10 protein-coding genes and 1 tRNA gene are annotated in these 22463 nt (G+C 33.2%); 3 read left to right on the top strand and 8 right to left on the bottom strand.

Translation table 11 applies throughout. The annotated features are described in order from the left end of the window. Nucleotides 1–76: 76 nt before the first annotated feature. Complete coding sequence (locus LE179_RS00230) at nt 77–5158, bottom strand: AAA domain-containing protein (protein WP_374128368.1); 5082 nt, start codon at nt 5156–5158, stop codon at nt 77–79. 654 nt (nt 5159–5812) lie between these two features. On the opposite strand from LE179_RS00230, the gene LE179_RS00225 reads away from it, so the two are divergent. Together LE179_RS00225 and LE179_RS00220 are read left to right on the top strand one after the other, a co-directional pair. Then, nucleotides 5813–6079 carry a type II toxin-antitoxin system RelE/ParE family toxin gene (locus tag LE179_RS00225; protein ID WP_374128572.1) on the top strand — a complete coding sequence of 89 codons (267 nt, stop codon included), beginning with the start codon at nt 5813–5815 and terminating at the stop codon, nt 6077–6079. Between the two features lie 251 nt (nt 6080–6330). Continuing rightward, nucleotides 6331–7041 (top strand): hypothetical protein, encoded by a 711-nt coding sequence (locus LE179_RS00220; protein ID WP_374128367.1) that lies wholly within the window; start codon nt 6331–6333, stop codon nt 7039–7041. An 802-nt stretch (nt 7042–7843) separates the two neighbouring features. Here LE179_RS00220 and LE179_RS00215 read toward each other — a convergent pair. Beyond that, nucleotides 7844–10312 (bottom strand): TIGR03960 family B12-binding radical SAM protein, encoded by a 2469-nt coding sequence (locus tag LE179_RS00215; RefSeq protein WP_374128366.1) that lies wholly within the window; start codon nt 10310–10312, stop codon nt 7844–7846. Between the two features lie 228 nt (nt 10313–10540). On the opposite strand from LE179_RS00215, the gene LE179_RS00210 reads away from it, so the two are divergent. Further along, entirely contained in the window at nt 10541–12316 is a 1776-nt protein-coding gene (locus LE179_RS00210) for a cation:proton antiporter (RefSeq protein WP_374128365.1), read from the top strand. Nucleotides 12317–12401: 85 nt separating this feature from the next. On the opposite strand, the gene LE179_RS00205 is transcribed toward LE179_RS00210, so the two are convergent. The 6 genes from LE179_RS00205 to argF form a co-directional block, all read right to left on the bottom strand. After that, nucleotides 12402–12713 (bottom strand): phasin family protein, encoded by a 312-nt coding sequence (locus LE179_RS00205; RefSeq protein ID WP_374128364.1) that lies wholly within the window; start codon nt 12711–12713, stop codon nt 12402–12404. A 201-nt stretch (nt 12714–12914) separates the two neighbouring features. Beyond that, entirely contained in the window at nt 12915–15716 is a 2802-nt protein-coding gene (locus LE179_RS00200; protein ID WP_374128363.1) for a PD-(D/E)XK nuclease family protein, read from the bottom strand. Between the two features lie 191 nt (nt 15717–15907). After that, nucleotides 15908–18961, bottom strand: coding sequence for a UvrD-helicase domain-containing protein (locus LE179_RS00195; protein WP_374128362.1), 3054 nt, complete (start codon nt 18959–18961; stop codon nt 15908–15910). 36 nt (nt 18962–18997) lie between these two features. Beyond that, on the bottom strand, nt 18998–19447 hold the full coding sequence (gene smpB / locus LE179_RS00190) for an SsrA-binding protein SmpB (RefSeq protein ID WP_374128361.1): 450 nt from the start codon (nt 19445–19447) through the stop codon (nt 18998–19000). Nucleotides 19448–19598: 151 nt separating this feature from the next. After that, nucleotides 19599–19671, bottom strand: a tRNA-Thr gene (locus tag LE179_RS00185). Nucleotides 19672–21246: 1575 nt separating this feature from the next. Further along, complete coding sequence (gene argF, locus LE179_RS00180) at nt 21247–22182, bottom strand: ornithine carbamoyltransferase (protein WP_374128571.1); 936 nt, start codon at nt 22180–22182, stop codon at nt 21247–21249. Nucleotides 22183–22463: the final 281 nt, after the last annotated feature.

Here is a 22463-nt window from a genome sequence, read left to right as displayed (position 1 = left end):
ATCTAAAAGACCATAAAAATATACTTAATTTTGATTGTATTAGTTAAAGATTTATTATTAACCGACATGATTAGTATTATATCTTCCCAACTGGATAAATGCCCAATCTATTTAGATTCGCAGTGATTTCTTCTATAATAGTTTGCCTATCATTATAGAAATCGCTTCCCCATATACGATAAATATTCCATCCCATCCTTTCCAAATTTTTTTGCTTTAAACTATTTCGAAACCACTCTTCCGGCAGACAATCTTTGTCGCCATCGCATTCAATGCCGAGTTTGGCATCAGCTCCTTCTACAACTAAATCTATTCTATATGGCCCAATTTTTACTTGTGAATTAACAGCATATCCTTTATCCGCAAAAATATTATAAATTATCTCCTCGAAATCAGATTCAAAGGTTAAATGATCTCTTTCTATTTTTTCTGTTAAATCCACGCCAGTCATAAACTCAAGTAATTTATATCTCATACAATTATGATTTGCAATCTCATCTAATTTTAAGGAATGAACTAGTATAATCTTATCTCTTGCTCTACTTACAGCAACATTAAACCTTTGTTTATACACATCTTCTGTTAAAGGTTTATATTGTTTACTGTCATTAGGACCAACCACCATAGACAAAAATATTATATCTCTCTCATCTCCCTGAAACGTTGCAGCATTCCCCACTCTAATTCTATATTTTGCACGATCGTCTGTTGATATATAATTAGTTAAAATATTTTCAATATATTCCGCTTGTTCACTACCCGTCAACGATATTATACCTATGGTTTTATTATCAAATAGCTCATTTTTTATAACGTCTTTGATTTTTGAACATATAATCTCTGCCTCCATTTCATTTATATTAACATCATCTCTCCTTATGCCTTTTTGTACATACACAGTCTCTAAAACCGGTGTTAGTTTTTTATTGGGATTCTCATATCTCAAAGGGATAATCTTTCCGTCATAACATAAATCATTACTAAACTTAATAATTTCTGGCAAGCACCTAAAATGTTCTTTCAACATCAACTCGCTATTGCCACCAAGAATCAACTTTGCAATGTCATATATACTTGTTTTTAAATCATAATAACTGCTAGCTGGAATATCAGCAAGATGTTCTTTTATTTTATTTTGAATTTGCATTACATCAATTCCAATATTAAGCGGACTTACTTGTTCTGGATCTCCTACAACTATTACTTTTTTACCTCTTACCAGAGCCAAAAAAGCTCTAATATCGCTTTGACTTGCTTCATCAATAATTACGACGTCAAAAATGCCCACTTCAGAAGGAATTGTTTCTGATACTTTATGCAATTGCATAATCCAAACAGGTATAGCGTTTTTGGCTTTTTGTGTGGCCGCTTGCAGCAGTCTTCTCTTTTCAAATGCATATTTAGATTTTCCTTTTGGTAACCTTTTTAGAGCCATCTTCCATTCTTCAAGTGCTATCACATTTGCTCGTGTAGCGCTTTTTTGAATATTCATAAATGCAGTTTTCAGTATCAACTGCTCTTTTAGTTTCCTCAATTTTTTATTCAGAGAAACAAATTCTTTTTCCCGACGCGTTAAGCTTCTTGCTAACTTATTAATTTCAGAAATGTATGACATCCACGCTTTATATTGAAACGTCTTAGCCCAATATTCAGGATAAACTACGCCGGATGACAAGTTTTGCATAAAGAACCCTGCCCATATAGGAGCTTTATCTTGCAATTTATTCAACAAATCACAAAATTCCTTATACCTATCTTCTAACGACTCTAAATCTTTTAATTTATTGTACGCTGAAGTATAATCTAAAATCGCTTTTTCCTGACCATTATAAACTGCGGAAAGGGAATTAAATATCTGTAAATTCTCTTTATAACCATTTAAATATTGAGATATTGTGTTTTTTAGCTCTTCTTCCTTAGCCTTAGTATTCCGGGATTTACTACTCATAAGTTCAAGTTTACAATCTACCGCTTGTAATATGCTCTCAATGTGACAAGTAGTTAATGCATAATCTGCTCTCTCTAAAATATTTCCCGAAAAAGTTTTAATTTTCTCATGTATCTTTTTATTTCGTAATACAGCTTCCATATATGAAATTGACAGTAATATTTCCTTACAGCTATCTTCAAATTCTTTAAACTTGTTTCTATCAGTATTTGGCGTATTTATAATATTTATAATCGGCAAAGAATATTTGTTAGCTATCTTATTCCATGTTACACATAAATTATTCAATTGTTCTAACATTTCAATGTAATCTATAGTTTGACGCCAGTCGCTTTCTGTTTCTAACTCTTTTATGCCGTCTACTGAAATATTATTCAGAGTCATTTTCTCTCGTTTTGACATAAATATTTTGTTAAAAAAACTATAAATATTCTTATTATCCCTAACTTTTTCCAATTGTTTAAATAAAAAATTTTTTAATTCTGTAGTCGCAAATGAAGTTTTAATTATAACATCCTTAAAGGAATCATATTTGCCTCTCAATTCTTCTAACTTACTTTTCTGTTCTAAAAGTTTTGAGAATATACTTTGCAGTTGCTTTTGCTCTCTCTTATCACTTATAATCTTCAACAACTTTTCTTGCCATTCTAATATTATGTTCTTATCATTGTCCAATCTATTCCTTAATAAAGTAGCAAAAGAAGCCAAATCTTCAATTTTTGAACTTTTTATAACTAAATCAGGACTAAATGAATTCAATCGAGAACCTAAATCTCTTATTTTCAATAAATTACTTGATAATTCTTCAAATTCTTTAGGAGTAATCAAAGATTTTATTTGAGGTCTCTTTATTTTTAAATCATCTAAATAACCTCTTAACTGTTCTGACAAATCTGACAAACGCTTCAATTCAGATTTATCCAATGGAAGTATAGGTGTTACTACACTTACATCATTGCCCATATTGTCCTTGACATACTCGACGTTATACGCGACCTTATCCTTAAGCCATGAATGTTTATCTGTCTCATCCTTAAGCTTTTGCGCAACAACCATTGGCAAATAGCTGTCATCATTAAGTTTAATTTTAGTTAGCTGTCCTTTAGAAGCTTTTTTTATATTATCTTGCATTTCAATTAACTTATTCTTTGCATCATTTATTTCACAATTGAGGACTTCAATGTCTTTTGCTAAATCATGCGAAGGATAATTAATTGCTTCTGTAATTCCACAGAATACACTATTCATCTTTTTTTTGGCATCCGGAACTGACGATAAAATCGGTATACAAAAATTTCTAAGCTCTTCAGGAATTTTTGTAAGTAACACGTCTAAAGCTTGATCTTTTTGACTAGTCACCAAAACCCTATCGCCCATAGCTAAAAAGTGTGAAATCAAATTAGCTATTGTATGGCTTTTCCCTGTGCCAGGCGGTCCTTGAACAATTACGCTATCAGAAACTTCTAACTTTGTCAGAATATTGACCTGTTCATCATTAAAAGGAAGAGGAAACAAAATTTTATCATTTTGCAATACCTCTATTTCAGTATATGATCTAGGATAAAAATTATCCACAGTACGCGTTGCTAGATTAATTAGCTTACGTTCATCGTTCGCTACAGTTATTTTATTTCCAGTCCATTGTCTGCCTTCTCTTTCAGCGCGCAGCAATTCCATAACATCTATCTCAGACACGTAACTTGAAACATCTGTTAGCTCGCAATGCATGCCATCGACATCGGGATATAATCTTATCACCTCAAGCTTATCAATAAGCTTTAGACCTAACGGAATCGCGTTTAAATTAAACAGATACTTATAGAGGCTAAGTTGCCACGCTACGCTCCGATAATCAGACTTTTTCTCAGACTTTCTCTCAGACTTTTTCACGGTTTTGATATCTGCCATTATGCATTTGCCATCTTGTTTATCGACGTAAATTAAATCAGCCGTGCCAACTATCATATCGTCACATAATCTCCATTCGGCGAACTTATGAGTGTCAGCCATTTTATCTTTTAACGCATTTTTAATCGCCGCACAGTAGCTATCAACATCCGGCTCTTTCTCATCAATCCCGTTCACCCATTTCGCAATATTAGCGTGGATTTTTGTGCCTCTATTTGCCGCAGTCCGCAGAAATTCGTTGTCTGGATAGGTATCGCGTACTAAGCCATGTTTTTGCAGTAACTGTGTTACGCTAATTAGTGGCTTTCCGGCGGTTTTGCGAGTATTTGATGCTTTCTGTAAAAAAGTTTTCAAAGCACCTATATTGTTCCCATCATCGCTTTTATTGCCACTTTTAAACTTCTCGATGTAGTTTTCTGAATCTTTTATTTCTGCACTTTGTCTTCTTTTTCTATAAAAAATTCCCCATGTATCAATTAATTTTAAGTCATGATCAATTTCGCACGGGTCTATTTGCTTATCCTCAACTAATTTCGCATTAGCAATATTTCCATTTGTTGGGTCTCTAAACATATTGACAATACGTCCAAAAAAATTTATATATGAACTTTTCTCAGCTATGTCGTAATCAAAACTATAAAATAAGTTTTTTATTTCCAATATATTTGTGACATAATTTTGAATAACCAAATCTTCCAATACAAAGCTTTTCCCATCAACAGCACTTATCCTAATTGTTTTCGATTCAGAATCGTAACCAACATTTAACTCCATGCTTACTAAAGGGTAATTTAATGATATTTGTTTAGATATTTTCCATGCTATTATCCCATGTCCTAATATAAACTCATAGTTTTCATCTCTATGTATAGAAAGGTTATATAAATCATTAAAAAGTCTCTCAACTAATAATCTATCTTGCTTCTCTTTTTTCCATGCTTGCAATTTAGGCAAAAATTCTTGCCAAATTTTTTCTCTGTTATTATTGCTTTGAGTAATAATAGTATCATTATTAGGGTTTTCCTCTTTTATTAAATGTGGATTATCAGGATAATCTATAATGAACCCCGATAATTCATTTGGATATTTCAGCGGAGGCAGATTATCAGGGTATTTTATTATAAAGTAATCTTCCTGTTCTGGATTTGTAAAAATTGATGAAATATACTTAGTATTTTGAAAAGAGTTTTCAAATTTTTTAAATGATATACCAGAAAAGTCAGTCTGAACTTTAAGGCTAAGTTCTAAAACTGATTTAATATACTTAAATAAGTTTAATGTTTTTAGTCGAATATTATCCATAATTCAAATTCCATATTTATAGTATTAATATTTTGTTTATTGCACAAATACAAGTCTCAAGCTTGAAAAAGTGGATATTTAGCGGTTTCTTTTATTAAAATAGCTTTATTTTAATCAATAGTTAAATATTTTCATTCCCCCCCCCTCGTTCTTCGCATAGCTATCATTGCTTACCTATTATCAGATTATAAGAATAAATTTTCAATCAATTATATTTATGCATATACTTTAACACACATGCTTTAAAACAAAAAATAATCAAAAGTGATTACTTTAATACAAAATTATAGAATATTATAAAGACATAAATAAACAGTATAAATCCGAATACCTCAACAGTTTTCTCGAATTCCTCCAAACTGTATTCTCCTATTTTTCACTATAAACTTTCTTACCGTTGCAATTAAATACCTTCGTCACGCTTATTATTGCTACTAATCTCAATAATTTTTACTCATAAACACTGTCCTTACTTCTCTTTGCTATTCGTTTATTTTCGTAATCAATTCTGTACTAAAAGGTATTGCTACGATATACCATATATACAGGGATAAATTTAGTATGTATGAAATTATCTTTTATAAAGATAAAAATGGAAGAGAATTTCTCAAGGATTATATTTATGATTTATTTTAAAGAGGAGAAACAAATAAAATCGACAAAATTAATGCTGAAAAAATAATAGCTTATGTAAAAGTCTTGGAAAAATATGGAACAAGAGCAAAAGCACCGATAGTAAAACATATTGATGGAAAATTATGGGAGCTGAGACCGCTGAAAAATAGAATATTTTTCTTCTATTGGCAAAAAAATATATACGTTTTACTACACCATTTTATTAAGAAAATGAAAAAAACACCGCTAAGAGACATAGAAAAAGCGAGACACAATCTGACAGATTTTTTAAAAAGAGAGAACTAAAAATATGAAAAAGATAAATAATATAAAATGTACAACTTTTAACTATATATGGAGCGATCCAAAACTTCTTACATCCGACGCAAAAAGACGTATAAATTTTAGAGGTTGCTCTTATAGGCAAACTTATTGAGACAAGAGAAAAAAGGGATTAACTCAAAAAAAGCTCGCAGATAGTACAGGAGTAAAACAATCAGCAGAAAATTGACGATGATAATTCTTTTCAAATAAAAGAGGATAATGTCTATAATGATATGGATTTTTTGCTCGGCAAATTGATTTCTCACACCGATATAAAAAATAAAACGTTTTACGGATTTAAAGAACTTGAAGACGAAATAATACATTTTAAGCATATAAAAATATCTAATCTAGCAACTGAAGATGTTGAATTGTTAAACTCAGAAATTGAAAATGTAAAAACAGGCAAAAAGAATGAGGCTGAATTTAAAGAATTAAAAATAAAAAATATAGCGAAACATTATTATTTGCCGTTAATTTATTCAAGAACAGAGAAAATGGATTATATAAACCATATAATAGTAAATGAGAGCGAAGTGAAATTTATTAAGGCTCTTGAGAAATATATAAATCGAGAAAGCGTATCAGCAGAATGGATGTTTAGTAAAATAGATGAAACTTTGGACAAAATTGGAATACCGTATTTCTACAGAAAAGATAACAGATACAGAAAATTTTTTCCCGATTTTATCTTTTGGGTTAAAAAAGAAAACGATTACAAAATCATCTTCATAGATCCTAAAGGAACAAGCCATACCGATTATGAGAACAAGATTGACGATTTTAAAGAATTACTCCTCAATTCCAACATTCCCCCATATAAAGGACTAAATATTAAATTTGATTTAAGATTTTATAATGATGATATCAGTTCCATAGGAGAAAAATATAAGAAATATTGGTATACTTATGAAGATTTTTCTTTTTTAGAGAACCCCTCCTAGTAGCAAATAATAAAATCCTTCAATTAGCGAAGCTCGCAATAATTTTACTGAAAGCAAATGCCAAAAGTAAGCAAATATATACACATATTATGGTTACTTTGTAAGAGTTTATATGCTTATGGTAATAAGCTATAAACAGTAAAAGTCAACATGCAGCGTTAAAGTTACTTGCAAAGTATAAATGATTATAGCTATTAAATAAACCATAGAAAATGCATAGTATACTTAAATTAAAATGACCTTATCAGATACTTTATCGATTTCACAAATATCGGCATCAAATATTTGCAAACCTAGCTCATCAATAAGTCTGATTCGTTATTGTCCGTTTGTCTTTAGCAACTGCAAAGTCAGACATTTGAGTTAAAATATCATTTCCTTTAACAATAAACTCCTACTTTCCCATAAGAATTTAAAAACCAAATTTAACAGGTATTAATTATAGAAAATACTCTTTATGTATGATTTAAAATGCGAGCAGGACAGGCGTAAATGATTACTATATCCTGCATAAATTAAATTGACAGAGGAAAAGATAGCGGGTTTTGAGACTATATCATACCGCCACGTTGTTTTGTCTTTTCTAAGCTTTTCGTAGCACAAGCAGAATTAAAAAAAAATGAAGAAATTGAGATTGTCTGTAACATTGAGAAATTTCTCATAAGCGGCGGGATAAATTTTCTTACCGGTGAAATAAGCTCTTCTAATACTATCTCTGCAATAGAAAGGTGTATTTTTACAACTCGTCGCGCAGAAACGAGATTAAACAAAGAACAACGCATAAAGCCATAAATTTGATATTTTACGGTTCATATATTTTCCCGCTTTTTGTTTCAATATATAAATTAGTTCTTTCAATAGCGTATATTTTGCCATAATTATACTGATCCCCCAATAGTTTTTTTAAAATCGCTTCAGGCTTCACATATCTACCGCCGCCAAAACGAAGCTGTAATTTTAAAATGCCGTTTTCATTTTTAAAAGATCTTATTAAAGGTTTAGCATCGACTTCAACAGTTTTTCCCATTTTTATTTTCTCTACCGCAATCAAATCCTGAAATAAAAATTTATCAATTTGTTCTTGAGCGATATCCGCATTTTTTATCTCATATTCTGAAACGTTTGATAAAATATCTATAGACGGAAAATTTAAAGGCACTTTTTTTACATCAAGTATTTTAAACCCTTCCGGCAACGCTTTTGAAAATTTCAGTCTTACATTTTCAACATTTACTTTCTGCGTAAAATATAATTCCATATATTCACTCGTACTTTCCTGACCTATAGAAAGCGGCGGTCCATAAGACGATTTAATCTGAGGACTAAAGCCTGCAGTAAACGCTACGGGAAGACAGGAACGCCTTGCGGCTCTGCGAAACATTTCTACCTGTTCTAAATGAGATATAAACCTGACCTTTCCTTTTTTTGAAAAACGAAGCCTTAAACGCATAACAGGCGCAGTAGTAGCTGAAATTTTATGCTTTTCATAAATTTCAGGCAGGACACGCTGCACTTTATTAGATTGTCTTTCCGCAACATCGGCAGTTTCGTTTATGCCTCTGATATACTCTGCATATAACGCTTCTTTTGACACACCGAAATTTAAATGCTCCCACGGCAGGATCTCGCCATATCCTATATTCCTATACACATAAAAATTTATATTAATCCCGCTTTCAGCGAAAGCCTTATCCCATATGCTGCCGACAAATTTATCAGCCCATTGGTCAAATCTCGCGCCTTTCTGCCACGCCTTATAAATTACAGATGAAAGTCGCCTGTCCCCTTTTGCAATTAAAGCTTCTAAAATACTCGCTCTATGATTATGCGCTTTCACATTTGCCGGAAGAAGTTTATTTAAAAGCGTAATTTTCCGCTTTATTTCGTCCGCATCCGCCATCGGCGTCCATTGAAATGCTGTCTGGGCTTTCGGAACAAAAGGCGAAACAGTAATATTAAAATTTAAACCATTCGCTTTTTTTCTGACAAGCTTTACAAGACGCTCTATACCTGCTATATCCTCATTAGTTTCCGTTGGGAGACCTATCATAAAATAAAGCTTTATCATACTCCAGCCCATAGCGTTTGCGGCAAGCAGTGTTTCAACTATCTGTTTTTCGGAAATATACTTGCCTATTACATTACGCATTCTGTCTGTGCCTGCTTCAGGCGCAAAAGTAAGCGTAGGCTTTTTGTTTCTATTGATATATTGAGCTACTTTAAGGGAATGTTCGTTGCATCTTAAAGACGGCAGCGAAATACTAAGATTTGACCTGCCGTACAAATCGTTTGTCTTTATTAGCAACTCGTCTAAATTTTTATAATCACTGCATGAAAGAGATGAAAAGACAACTTCTTCAAAACCTGTAGCCTGCAAACCTTTCTCTACAAGATATAGCAACTTCTGAAGCGGTCTCTGCCTCCACGGGCGGTAATATTTTGATGCCTGACAGAAGCGACACTGTCCAGGACATCCTCTTGCAACTTCAATATTTAATCTGTCGTGTACGGTTTTTACAAAAGGAACTATTTTCTTTTCCGGAAAATATGCGTTTTCAAGGTTTAAAACTCTTTTCCCAACAACAGGCTTTACATCTTCCGAGATGGGAGTTACAGATTTTATCGTATTGTCATCATTATATTTGACACTATAGAATGACGGCACATATACGCCATCCAATTTTGACAGTTTTTTTATGATTTCTAATCTTGAAAATCCAGCTTTCTTGGATTCTTTACATATGTTTATTATATCCTCAATCGCTTCTTCGCCGTCGCCTAAAACAAACATATCAAAAAAATCGCAGAAAGGTTCCGGATTAGTTAAAGCAGGTCCGCCGGCGATTATCAAAGGCTCGTTGTTTTTTCTGTCTTTTGAAAATATGGAAATGCCCGATAAGTCAAGAATATTGACTATGTTTGTCACAACAAGTTCGCACTGAATTGTAAAACCCAAAATATCAAAATTCTTTAAATCACTGCCGGATTCTAACGAGAAAAGATTAGTTCCCATTTTTCTCAAAAGTAGCTCTAAATCGACATCCGGAGCAAATACCCTTTCGCAGCGGGCAATTTTTTTTTCATTAATTAAATGGTAAAGAATTTCAAGTCCAAGGTTGGAAGCGCCGACTTCATAAATATCAGGAAAACACAAGACTATCGAAAAATCCGCAAGCATATCGGCAGAATGTGAATTTAACTCACCGTTTATGTACCTTGCAGGTTTTTTCACAACATTCAATATTTCATCAATTTTGGATAGTTTTTTCATAAGTTTCGTATTACAGCAAATCGGATTTTTTATATTATACACAATTTGCATATAAAACAAATTTTTCTTTGTTTTGCACTTTAACGACCTAAGGGCGTTTATGAAAATTGCCGCGCCAAACAGCACAAAAGCGCAAAAGCTTGAAATAAAAAATAACAGACAGATTCTAAAATAACAAAGATTACCGAATTTTATGTTATAATATCGCAGACTTCAAGGCGGTTTTAAATGCACGAATACCAATTACTTGAAATTATAGCAATAGGCTTTGCCTTTGCTCTTGTGCTCGGTTTTATAACGCAAAAGCTGGGTCTTTCTTCTATTGTCGGATATCTTTTAGCTGGGTTCTTCATAGGTCCCGCTTCTCCCGGATTTGTCGCAGATTACGCTCTGGCATCTCAACTTTCAGAAGCCGGCGTCATTCTCTTGATGTTTGGCGTGGGATTACATTTCAAAATGGATGATCTCATGGCAGTTAAGGGCGTCGCTATCCCGGGAGCGGTAATACAAAGCACTATTGCAACCATTTGCGGAATATTTGTCGGCACCACCTTAGGACTTGATTTAAAGTCGGCGCTCATACTTGGTTTTGGTCTTGCTGTGGCAAGCACTGTCGTACTTTTAAGAGTTTTAAACGACAATGATATTGTCAACACCGTACACGGACATGTAGCCGTCGGATGGCTCGTTGTAGAAGATATTTTAACCGTATTAATACTTGTCGCCCTTCCTAGCATTATGACAATATTGTCTAATACGAGTACTGCAGAAGGAAGTATTGAAATACTTAAAGCAATAGGAATCGCTTTGGGACGGCTTGTTTTATTATGGGTTTTGGTTATGAAAGGCGGAGAACTGTTTGTTCCGTGGCTCTTGTCAAAAATTATAAAGACCCACTCAGAAGAACTTTTCACTCTCACGGTTTTAGTCATAGCTTTTTTAACAGCAATTCTTGCGGCTGTCGTATTTCAAGCATCGTTTGCCTTAGGCGCATTTTTGGGCGGAATGGTTGTAGGAAAAAGCAAAGCAAGCCATCAGGCAGGCGCTGATATTCTTCCGTTGAGAGACGCTTTCGCAGTTTTATTTTTCCTTGCAGTCGGTATGCTTTTTGATTTAAAATTTATAATCGAGTATCCGCTGCTCATATGCATGTGTCTCGCCATCGTTTTACTCATCAAACCTTTAACCGCTATACTTACAGTCTCCATCTTAGGATACTCCACAAAAACAGCCCTCACAGTCGCTTCGGGGCTAGCGCAGGTCGGAGAATTCTCATTTATACTGGCGCAAGAAGCAAAACGGTTAGGTCTTGCTGGAGATGTTGTTTACAATGCAATAGTCGTGTGTTCCATCGCATCAATAACTCTAAACCCGTCGGTATTTAAGAAAGTTCCGGCAATTGAGAAATTTCTTCGTTCCAAAAAAAAGTTGTGGAAGATTTTAAATTTTGCAGCTGACAGAAAAGGAAATAAAAACAGTAAAGATAAGGATCTCGCAAAAAATCTGCTCCCCACTGAAGAATACCTTGCACAAAAAACAGCCATAGTCGTAGGTTACGGACCTACCGGTAAAAAAGTTACTCAGGCATTAATAGAGCAAGATGTAAAACCTATTATCGTTGAAATAAACATAGACACAGTTAATAGCCTGAGTTCCCAAGGACAAGCAGTAATTTACGGAAACTCGGCAAAAAAAGATATTTTGTTTGCAGCAGGCATAAAAAATGCAGATTATTTAATTATTACAATTCCTTCTTTAAATACAACATTGGAAACCGCTTCACTTGCGTCCGCCTTAAACCCAAAAACACGCATACTCGTGAGAGCGCGTTTTATTGACAGCAAAGAGAACTTAAAACAAACAGGCATATCGGGAATAGTCTTTGAAGAAGAAGAAGTTGCAAATGCTTTGACTTCTTTACTACTCGACGATTTGGAAAAACAAAGCCTACTCGCGGTAGCTTCGGAACTTGCAGCTCAGTCAGCCGACAAAGAGCAAGAATAAACAATAAAAAAATACATCGCTATGCTAAATAAACTAATTTTTATTTAGCAACATAGACAATGAAAAATAATTTCCACTAGAAAACTTATTTTTCTCCTTTTTCGGACTTGTCCAACTGCGTTTTAAGTTTTTCTATTTCACTTTTGAGATTTTCCGCTTCTTCATGCGTTATAAAACCCATTTTGTTGACTGTCGTTTTTACAGTTTTATTAATCTTTTTTGATAATTCATTTTTTGCCGTTTCAGCCTGCTTTACGGTTTCATCAAAAAATTTTTTACCCTCATCAGCTTCAATTTTATTATTTTCAACAAACTTTTTTGCTGCCTCCTCTATTTTCTTCTTACCTTTCAACGCCAATCCCACGCCCGCATAAAGCACTGTTTTCAAGCCTGCCATGTGTCCCCCTTTTGTCATAAGCTAATACCTGCCTACAAAACTGAAAATCTCACTCTCTCAATTTTACTTTTTTACAAAGTATTTTCAAATATCATACAAAATTATTTAAGTTTTACAATTCACCCAATTTAGTTATGTAAATATTTTTTATTTTTCCTTTCTCTTAAGAAATTATTATTGGTTAAAAATTCTAAAAATATTTTATCTGCATACATAAAAATATCTGCACATCTCACAGTTAACTTTATCTTTTTCATCGAATTCAAAATTTTCTCCACCATTTATCTCGTCAAGCACAATCTTAACTACATCAACGCATTTCTCATATACTTCTCTTTTTTCAGGAAATTCAATAATTTTTGCTTTTTTTATATCATAAATTCCGCAATTTAAGACGGCAAGACCTGTCTCTTTTTCAAATATGTATTTATACAACGGAAGCTGTAGAGAACTTATCGCCTTTTTTATATTCTGCCTGCCAAAATCATCTGACATTAACTCAAGATATTTCTCTAAAACAATTTTATCGGGAACAGCACCTGTTTTATAATCAAATATCATATAATCTTTACCGTCCGTATCTATCCTGTCAATTCTGCATTTTAATTTATAAGTTTCCCCTGAAGTCGTTTCAATATTTGAAATATATTCTCTCTCGCAACCGTAAATGTTTTTATAAGACCTTTGTCTTTCATAATATAAAATGTTTTTCATTCTGTACACTAAAACTTCTTTTATCATAAAAGCGTCTTCCCTAAACTTAAAACACGGGAAATTATCAAAACTGTTCTCAAGTTTTTTTAAATACTCTTTTTCAAATTCCGAAGTCTTCAGTTTCTCGCCGTTAAGTTCTTCATATAAAGCATCTTTTAAAAAACTATGCACAAAATTTCCTATATCGCTGCCGGAAAGCTCTCGTCCCACTTCCATTCCTTCGTCAAGCAGCAACACATACATAAAATAAAATTTAAGTTTACAGCTTAAATAAGCGTCAATTTTACTGTACGTATAAAACATATTTTTAAGATATTCTCTAATCTCTTCAGTTTTTGCATATTTTCGTTTTACAAGTTGTTTCGCCGAAAATTTAGGTAAAACAAATTTATTTGTTTTTACGATATCAATGTCTTTATTTTCCAGCTGTTTATTCCAAATAAGAGCTTCGATAAATCTACTCCTTTCGTCTTTCTCGTTATCAGGATAAATAAGACTTAAATTTTTTGCTCCTGCAATAAGTCTATTAAAATGATACCGTTGTATTTCAAACTCTTTCTTGGCCATTTTAATTCCTAAAGCGTACATTATATCTTTGGGGACAAGAGCATATTCTTTTTTTACGGCAGGTATTGCCGAATCTGTCATTCCCACTATGAAAACATTGTCAAACGAAAGATTTCTCGATTCTAAAAGTCCTAAAATTTGCATACCGTTAAGAGGCGAACCCGGCAAAGCTATTCTTTTATTTCTAATCATCTTTTTGAAAATATTTAAAACATCTTCATTGGAAAACTCTGCCTGCGATACCTCTCCAAATTTCAGATCTTTTGCCAAAGATAATAATAATCCCATAACTTCAATATTTAAGGGATAAGCGCTTGTAGCGCTTAAAGAATATATTTTCCCAAAAAATTCAGACAAAATATAAGACAAATTATCAAGAGTATTTATTTTTTCCCACGACACAAAGAAAATGTCAAAAATTTCTTTTAATATCTCTACAATTTTTTTAGAGGCAACGTATTTCCAAGCTTCGGTTACAGTAAGACTTATTTCATCAACAAGTTGCTTCTCACCGACAATTTCTTCAAAAGAAACAAACATTTTGCCGCTTAAACTACTTTTTGAATCCTGATCTAAAGCTTCTTCAATCTTATGAGCGACAATCCTCGATATTGAATTTTCTCCAAAGAACCTCATATTTTTTGAAAGCGGGTTAGCCAGTACTTTCATAACGTCTTTTGAATAGTAGTATCGTCCCTTCTTTGAAAGCTGCGCTTTTACAATTGCGTCAAGTAAAGAAAAAACAGACGTTTTTTCAGCAGGATAACCCGCCGAAACATTATAATGTTCTGTAACTATTGAAACTTCAGATATCACAGATTGAAGCATTTTTGAATCCGGCACAATAATAACCGTTTTATCTAAATCATTTTCAGAATAACCGCTGATAAGATTTTTAAGCAAAGCGCCCTGAGACTGATCGTCAAAAGCGGAATATACATTTAATTTGTATTCGTGTCTTTCATTTTTCGCGTTCGGCAACGGCTCGTCAAATGCAGAATATAAACTTACCAAAGTTTCATACTTCCATGGATTTCCATGAATAAACACGGTGAGTTTTCCAACGCTGTAAATTTTTTTAAAAATTTCAATTTCAGTCTTGTGAAGATAAAATGGCACCATTAATATCACTTCGTCAAAATTTCCAACTAACAATTCCGGTCCCATCGCCGAAGCTTTTAAAAAACTGCGACCCTCCGTAGTTTTTGACGATTTTTCCAAACTGTTATAAAAACTATTTCTTATTTTAAAGATATTTTTCAATAAATCGTTGATATTGTCGGGAACGTCATAACCTATTTCAGCGTTTGCTTTTACGGCTTTAAGTTTTTCTTCAGAGACATCTTCCAAGCTCACTTGCTCTATAAAAGACAAAATTTCAAAAGACCAATCCATAAAAGATGCAAAAGAAATTTTACCGTTCAAAAGTTGCGGCACTTCATTTTTAACAATCTCAAATATCATAAACGCCGCTTCAATATCTGAGATTTTTACAAGTTCCGTATTATCAAAAATAACTCTCTCGATAAATTCATTGTTCGTAAAGAACTCTGGAGGAAAAAAGGCTTTCTTTTGCTTTTCGGCAAGCTGTTTCTTAATAAATAGAAAAGGTCTCCGACCGCCGCTTATCAAAGCAATTTTCCTATCCGATTTAAAAATGTAGTCGGCTGTAAAATTTATTATGTTTTCGCAGGCGTCTATATTTATTATCCTACCCAACATCTTATATCCCTTACGATATATTTTAATGACAAATTGACCAACCATGGCTAATGCCTACAACTGCCGGATTAATACTTGTTTTCAAAGCATGGCACGACAGCGGATAACGGGCAAAGCATATTTTCAAGAAAGTCCTGCCTTTTAAGAATAACGGCAGACATTGAAATCATGTCCGGCGGGACAGCATTTGTTTATTGTACCGGCAGACATTTTGCATTTTCAATATCCGCAATATAAGCCGATATTTTTTTATTGGGATAAATTTCGGAAACAAGAGATACATAACGCCTCAGCTGTTCTTCATTTTTTTCTTTCCCAGAATTTGAGCTTTTAAAATCTACTATTATAACTTCGTCATTACGTACTATCAATTTATCAATCCTAAAAGTTTTACCCGCAGTATCTACAACTTCTTTTTCATTATAAATATTGTTTTCGCCATACGCGAATAGATTTAAAATTTCTTCCGATACAAACATTTTGCTAAGCTTTTCCCTACAAAACTCAACATCTTCAAAGAAAAATTTTCTTTTTGTAATCTTAAGCACATCATCAATGGCATCACTTATATTTTTATTTTTTAATGACGTTATCTTTGACAAAGCATAATGTATAATCGAACCTTTTTTTTCCGCTTCTTTTATATCAGGCAACGTTCTATCTGCTCTTTCTAAATATTTTTGCATATCTTTATAACCACCGATAAAAGCGTCTGAAATAACATCGTCTTTCTCGATTTCGGTGAAACTGTATGTCCGTTTAGTGCCGGAAATAAGATTATTATTTCCCAACAACAGCAAAATTGCATTATTTGAATTACCGGATTTCGGCGGAACTATAGCATAAAATTCATATTCAGCTCTTGTCATTGAAACATACGCTGTATTAAGTTCAGACAATAACGAATTCATTTTTTCCATGTCGTATATTTTTTTCGCTTTTTGCGAAAACTTCGCAAGGTTTTCCGATATGCTCAACAATTTTATTTTCTCGCCTGAATCGTCAAAATAAGGTCTTCCCACAGCCTTTTCTGAGAGTTTGAGGAAAGGAACTACCACTGCGGGAAATTGAAGTCCTTTAGTCTTATGCACCGTCATAACTTTTATACTGTTTCTAAAAACACTTTTTATATATAAAGACTCTTCATTGTTTTTTAAATTGTTAAAATATTCTAAAAAGTTTTTAAGCCCCGAATCCTGCGTTTCAAAATCTTTTATAAGCTCCAAAAAGCACATTATAAACGCTTTGCTATCTGGAAAATTATCCGCAATTTTAAATTTTTCAAGCACTGCAAGAATTAATTCATAAACAGGCACAAAACCCGCTTTCACAAAAAACCCCTCGAAATATTCATTCCAAAGACTTTTATATACCTCTCTAAAAGCTTTATAAAAAGTTCCGTTTTTATTCCCTTTATTATAAATAAAAATAAACTTTTCAAGCTCATTGCTCTCAACACCTGCGGCTTTACCGAAAACATCTCCAATAACAAAAGAGGAAAAAGACAGCGCATTTATGGGAGAATCAATAAATATAAGCAGCGATACAATCTGTTTTACAACGCTATTATTTCTTATATTCAGAGTTTGTGACGATTCTACGCCAAGTCCTTTTTCCAAAAGCCACGAACTTATGGTAAGTATTTCGTCGTTCGTTCTGCATAAAACAGCTATATCTCCGAACTTGAACCTTTCTGATATTTGAAAAATGCAATTTATAAATCTTTGTTTTATTTCTTCTTCAACATCTTTACAGGTTTTATCTATTAAATCTATTTCAACATAACCGTAATTATGTTCCTCTGGCGTTTCCTGTTTAGGGAAAGAGTAAGTTTCAATAAACTTTGAAAAATTGCACTCAACGTCTTTTCCTTTGTAAAATTCATTTAAAAACCTCTCGATATTTTCTTTTGAAAATATATTATTGTTAAAATTTACAACAGTCCTACCGCTTCTAAAATTCTGTTTAAGATATCTTTTATCGACATCTGCCGAAGGAAATTCTTTTGACACCGTATCAAAAATCTCAGAGTTTCCGCCTCTAAAAGCATAAATCGCCTGCTTTACGTCGCCAACATAAAAAAACGTTCCCCCTTCAGCAAGGCTTTCTTCCAAAAACCTTTTAATCCCCAGCCACTGTACAAGACTAGTATCCTGAAATTCGTCAATTAAAAAATGCTTATATTTTTCTGACAACCTGCAATATACCTCCGGCATAGTGTTATTCTTTTCAAACAAACCGACTGTTTTTTTATTTATTTCATTTAAAAATACAACACCGTCTTTTTTTGACTGCCCATCAAACTCAAGCGCTACTTTTGAATATATATAAGAGTAAATACCGTAATAGTTTTCCATATAAAAATCACATAAGGATCTAATTTCTTTGTTTATTTCGTTCCAAAGTTCATCGGAGCGAGCATCAATTTTTGCGCCTTTTGTGTACTCGACGGTTTCGTATGCAAACCTAGCAGGAATATCCATTGAAAAAAATATTTTTCTACCGGACTTCAAAACTTTTTCAACAGCGTCTGAATAATATCTTTTCGCTTCAATATTCGGAAGAAATTTTGCAAATTCTTCAATTTTTTCTATAATCACAGCGGCTCTTGAATCAATTTCATTTCTAAAAGATATTTCTTCGTCCGACATAACATCTTTCCCGGTATTTCCCGATGCTTTAAACACCTTTTCAATTTCGCTATAGATATTATTTTTAGGAAACCAACCTGTATCTCTCATCAAATACTGCGACAGATACTGTAATACAATGCTCCTCAAGTTTTCTGAGATCTGGACTTTTTGCAAAAAGATTTCCAAAGAAAACAAAAGATTACCCGAATAATCCCGTTCTACGGTAAAATTCGGAGAAAGATCAACGCTTATAGCACAAGACTTTAAGATGTGGTTTTTAAAACTATCTATGGTGCTTATGTTAAAATTATCGTAAGATTCAAGAATTTCTTTCAAAACGACGGAGCTTTTATCGGCTATTTCATTTTTAGAAAGTTTCAAATCATCAAAAAAATTGCCGGTATCTAAAGACAATGCCGCTTTTTTAAGATAACTCATAACCCTGTACTTCATCTCCACAGCCGCCTTATTTGTAAAAGTCACGGCTATTACATTTTTTATACTGGTATGACTGCCAGAGTCAAGCAAAAGATAAAGATATCTTTTTGCAAGATTATAAGTTTTGCCTGATCCTGCGGACGCCTGTACTGAAATTATTTGAGATTTGTTCATATGCCTAATTGCGGTCTAGTAGTGTTTTATACGCTATTAATATTCTCTTGTCATTTCTCTTTCAATATCTTTTTTCTTTATGGCTTCTTTTTTATCGTACGACTTTTTACCCCTTGCAAGACCTATAAGAAGTTTAATTTTGCCTTTATTGCCGACATAAACTTCCAAAGGGACAACGGTAAGTCCTTTTTCTTTAACTTTTGCGCTCAGTCTGTCAATTTCCGACTTATGCATTAAAAGTTTTCGCTTTCTTTTAACGTCATAGTCTGCAATATGAGTGGACATCAATTCATAAGGAGCGATAAACATCTTTTCGGAAAAAGCTTCGCCGTTAGAAAACCACACAACACTATCGACAAGACTTATATTAGACCGTCTAGCGGATTTTACTTCATATCCCGACAATACAATTCCTACTTCCAACTTTTCAAGAATTTCATAGTTGTAGTAAGCTTTTCTGTTTGATGAAAGTATCTTTTTTCCCATTAGGTATATCGCACGTCAAATTTTAATGAAACTTTAAATAATATGCTATATTTTTAAAATATGCAGAACTGTTAAAATGGATTTGCTCGGAACAGATATTTTTTTACACGACTAATACAACTGGGAGATAAATGCCGATTTTCTTGTCCGTAGCCGACGATAGGATTTGAACCTACGACCTGCGGTTTACAAAACCGCTGCTCTACCAACTGAGCTACGTCGGCACAGTGCCATTGACATATACGATACGCCTATACCGCTTATAATTCTTCGGAGAATTCAGAATGTCTTGCAGGAGGAAAAAGGAAGAAACAGTATTTTGTCCCGCTCGGATAAAGCGGAAATACTTCCGTTTAGTCGTCCACTACTGTATGTGCCTCAGATCAGACGCAAGTATATTGTATATACCGGCAGATTACGAGATAAAATTATAAAAAAAGTTTCAATGTCAAAAAACATATTGACATAAATTTCTTATATATGATAGCATTATTTTATAAAAATTATTCATAAAACCATATAGTTAAAGGAAAGAATTACCATAGCGTTTTACTCCGTACTGCAAAACAGACTCTTTTAAAATAAGCATTTTATCTCTACTTATATGTATATTTTATGATTTCACAGACCGCTTTAACAACTCGTTCGATTAAGTTCGGAAAGCATTAATGCCCTACAGTTTCCGAAGAAGTAGACGACTGAAATAACCTACGGCATAAACATAAAAATCGCCTCTGATAAACGAGACGTTAAGCTAAAAAGAAATATAAACGACTTTGATTGCATAGAAATAATGCCGAAAGTCAAAGTTCTCAGAAATATAAAGACAAAAAAATACTAACTGCGGATATGAGAACGTATCTCGACGATAAATCTTCAATGACAACAAAAGAAATAAATGACGGAGCAGAAAAGGAATGATGAATTTCTTAAGGAAACATACTCGTATAATCTTTATTGTAACAATCGTTGCTTTTATAGGAACTTCTTTTGCAGGATTTTTCTGGGCTATATTTTCAACTCTAAAAACATCCTAAGAATTTTGTCAAGGCAAACGCCACCAAAATAGCTATAAATTTTTTTAAGTCAATCTATACGGATTTTTCAACAAATGATAGGCAATCAACAACTCTTCGATAAAGATTTAAATGAATTTGAGTCGGAAATAGTTTAAGTTTTACCTTAAATAGCTATAATTTTACGGCATCGCGATTACATTGATGAAGAATTGAAAACAATCTGCAAAATTCGACAAAATTTAAAATAGCAACAACATTTTAGCATACAGAAATATCGCAATACCGCGCATTTTCAAATCCTAAACAAATTGTCACTAAAGTTAAAATACTTATTGCCTCTTCCATTATAAAAAGTTAAAGCAGTAAACAATATCGATCCATCCACCTAACAGTCATAATATTTGCTACAAGTATTTTTCTTTGTGTTCAATGATAAAACGATAAGACGATTATTAACATTCTTTTCCATGTCTGAACCAGTCGAATATTTTGCTAAACTTACAACTTCTGCAGACTTTTCACAACCAGCAAACTAACGCTATTACCAAAAGCAGAGATACTATCCTTTTCATTTTTATTCCAGAAGAAAAGGGATAAGTTTTTTGTCAAGATCACCAAGAATAGCTGACTAATAAATAAAAGCCATATGTTCGTTTTAGTTGCCTATTGGACACCTTTCTTCAAACTAATTTTGAGACTACATCAAAACGAATTTTGATCTCAGTCCGCATTATCTATATCAAGTATAATTTTTTTTCATTTACGCACATGGCATGATGATTAGCCAGCCGTACCAAGAAAGTGTAACAAAATGGCTTTTTGCACATAAAGTCTGTTCTCTGCCTGTGTGAATATCGAGTCTTCATACTTATCCATAATTTCTTCGGTAATTTCTTCGCCTCTTATCGCGGGAAGGCAATGGAGAACAATACATTTTGAAGAAGCTTTTTTAAGCAGCTCACCGTTTACCTGATAAGGACTAAAAGCTTTTTTCCTTTTTCTCTCTTCGGCTTCAAAGCCCATTGACGTCCATACATCAGTATATATTACATCGGCATTTTTTGCTTCGCCGACATCGCTTGTAATTTTAATCGCCGCACCAGTCGACGAAGTATATCCCAAAGCTTTATTCAATATCTCTTTTTTAGGCAAATATTCTTTAGGAGATATAAGCGTAAAATCGAGACCTAAAACGGCAGATATGGCAAGCAATGAGTTTGCGATATTGTTGCTGTCACCCGTAAAAACAATTTTAATTTTTTTTAAAGCTCCAATTGTCTTTGCCTTATGAAATTCCATAATCGTCATGATATCTGCCAATATCTGGCAAGGATGTTCGTAATCCGTAAGACCGTTTATAACGGGAATTGTAGAATATTTCGCAAATTCTTCAACATCGGAGTGTTTAAAAGCCCTCACCATAATACCGTTTAAATAACGCGACAAAACTGCCGCAGTATCGTGTACAGATTCGCCTCTTTTTCGCTGAAGATTTTCCGTATTAAGAAAAACAGGTGTTCCGCCAAGCTGCAGCATCGCCGTTGTAAATGAAACCATTGTTCTCGTCGAAGGCTTTTCAAATATCAATCCCAATATTTTACCCTTAAAAACATCAAGACTTTTTTTCCTGCTTTTAAATTCAAATGATTTACTTAATAACGCTTTTATTTCTTTTGCCGATAAATCGTAAATTGACAACAAATCTTTTTTTGCCATAACGTCTCTCCTGCACACAAGTTTATCTAATGAATCAAGTTTATTTAATGAATTAAATTCTATCATAAATACGCACTATAAATCAACGTAAAATATTTCCCCTGACAGATGGATTAATATCAATAGAATCGCGCAGATAATTACAATTATCCCTTATTATTTCTCCTTACGGCGAAGCGGCAGACGCAAAACTATTGAACATCAAAACCGCAATGACGACTTTCTGTTAAGGCAAAGATATTGTTGTGTTTTCAAACAATTATTCGTCATCTGCCGACGGA

Source organism: Candidatus Endomicrobiellum agilis, assembly GCF_020328115.1.
Classification (GTDB): Bacteria; Elusimicrobiota; Endomicrobiia; order Endomicrobiales; family Endomicrobiaceae; genus Endomicrobiellum; species Endomicrobiellum agilis.
Note: the sequence above shows the minus strand (reverse complement) of the source record. Positions and strands in the feature narration are given on the sequence as shown.

Coding starts and splice junctions, on each gene's coding strand:
- LE179_RS00230 (WP_374128368.1), bottom strand. CDS start 5,158: ATGGATAATATTCGACTAAAAACATTAAACTTATTTAAGTATATTAAA.
- LE179_RS00220 (WP_374128367.1), top strand. CDS start 6,331: ATGGATTTTTTGCTCGGCAAATTGATTTCTCACACCGATATAAAAAAT.
- LE179_RS00215 (WP_374128366.1), bottom strand. CDS start 10,312: ATGAAAAAACTATCCAAAATTGATGAAATATTGAATGTTGTGAAAAAA.
- LE179_RS00210 (WP_374128365.1), top strand. CDS start 10,541: ATGCACGAATACCAATTACTTGAAATTATAGCAATAGGCTTTGCCTTT.
- LE179_RS00205 (WP_374128364.1), bottom strand. CDS start 12,713: ATGGCAGGCTTGAAAACAGTGCTTTATGCGGGCGTGGGATTGGCGTTG.
- LE179_RS00200 (WP_374128363.1), bottom strand. CDS start 15,716: ATGTTGGGTAGGATAATAAATATAGACGCCTGCGAAAACATAATAAAT.
- LE179_RS00195 (WP_374128362.1), bottom strand. CDS start 18,961: ATGAACAAATCTCAAATAATTTCAGTACAGGCGTCCGCAGGATCAGGC.
- smpB (WP_374128361.1), bottom strand. CDS start 19,447: ATGGGAAAAAAGATACTTTCATCAAACAGAAAAGCTTACTACAACTAT.
- argF (WP_374128571.1), bottom strand. CDS start 22,182: ATGGCAAAAAAAGATTTGTTGTCAATTTACGATTTATCGGCAAAAGAA.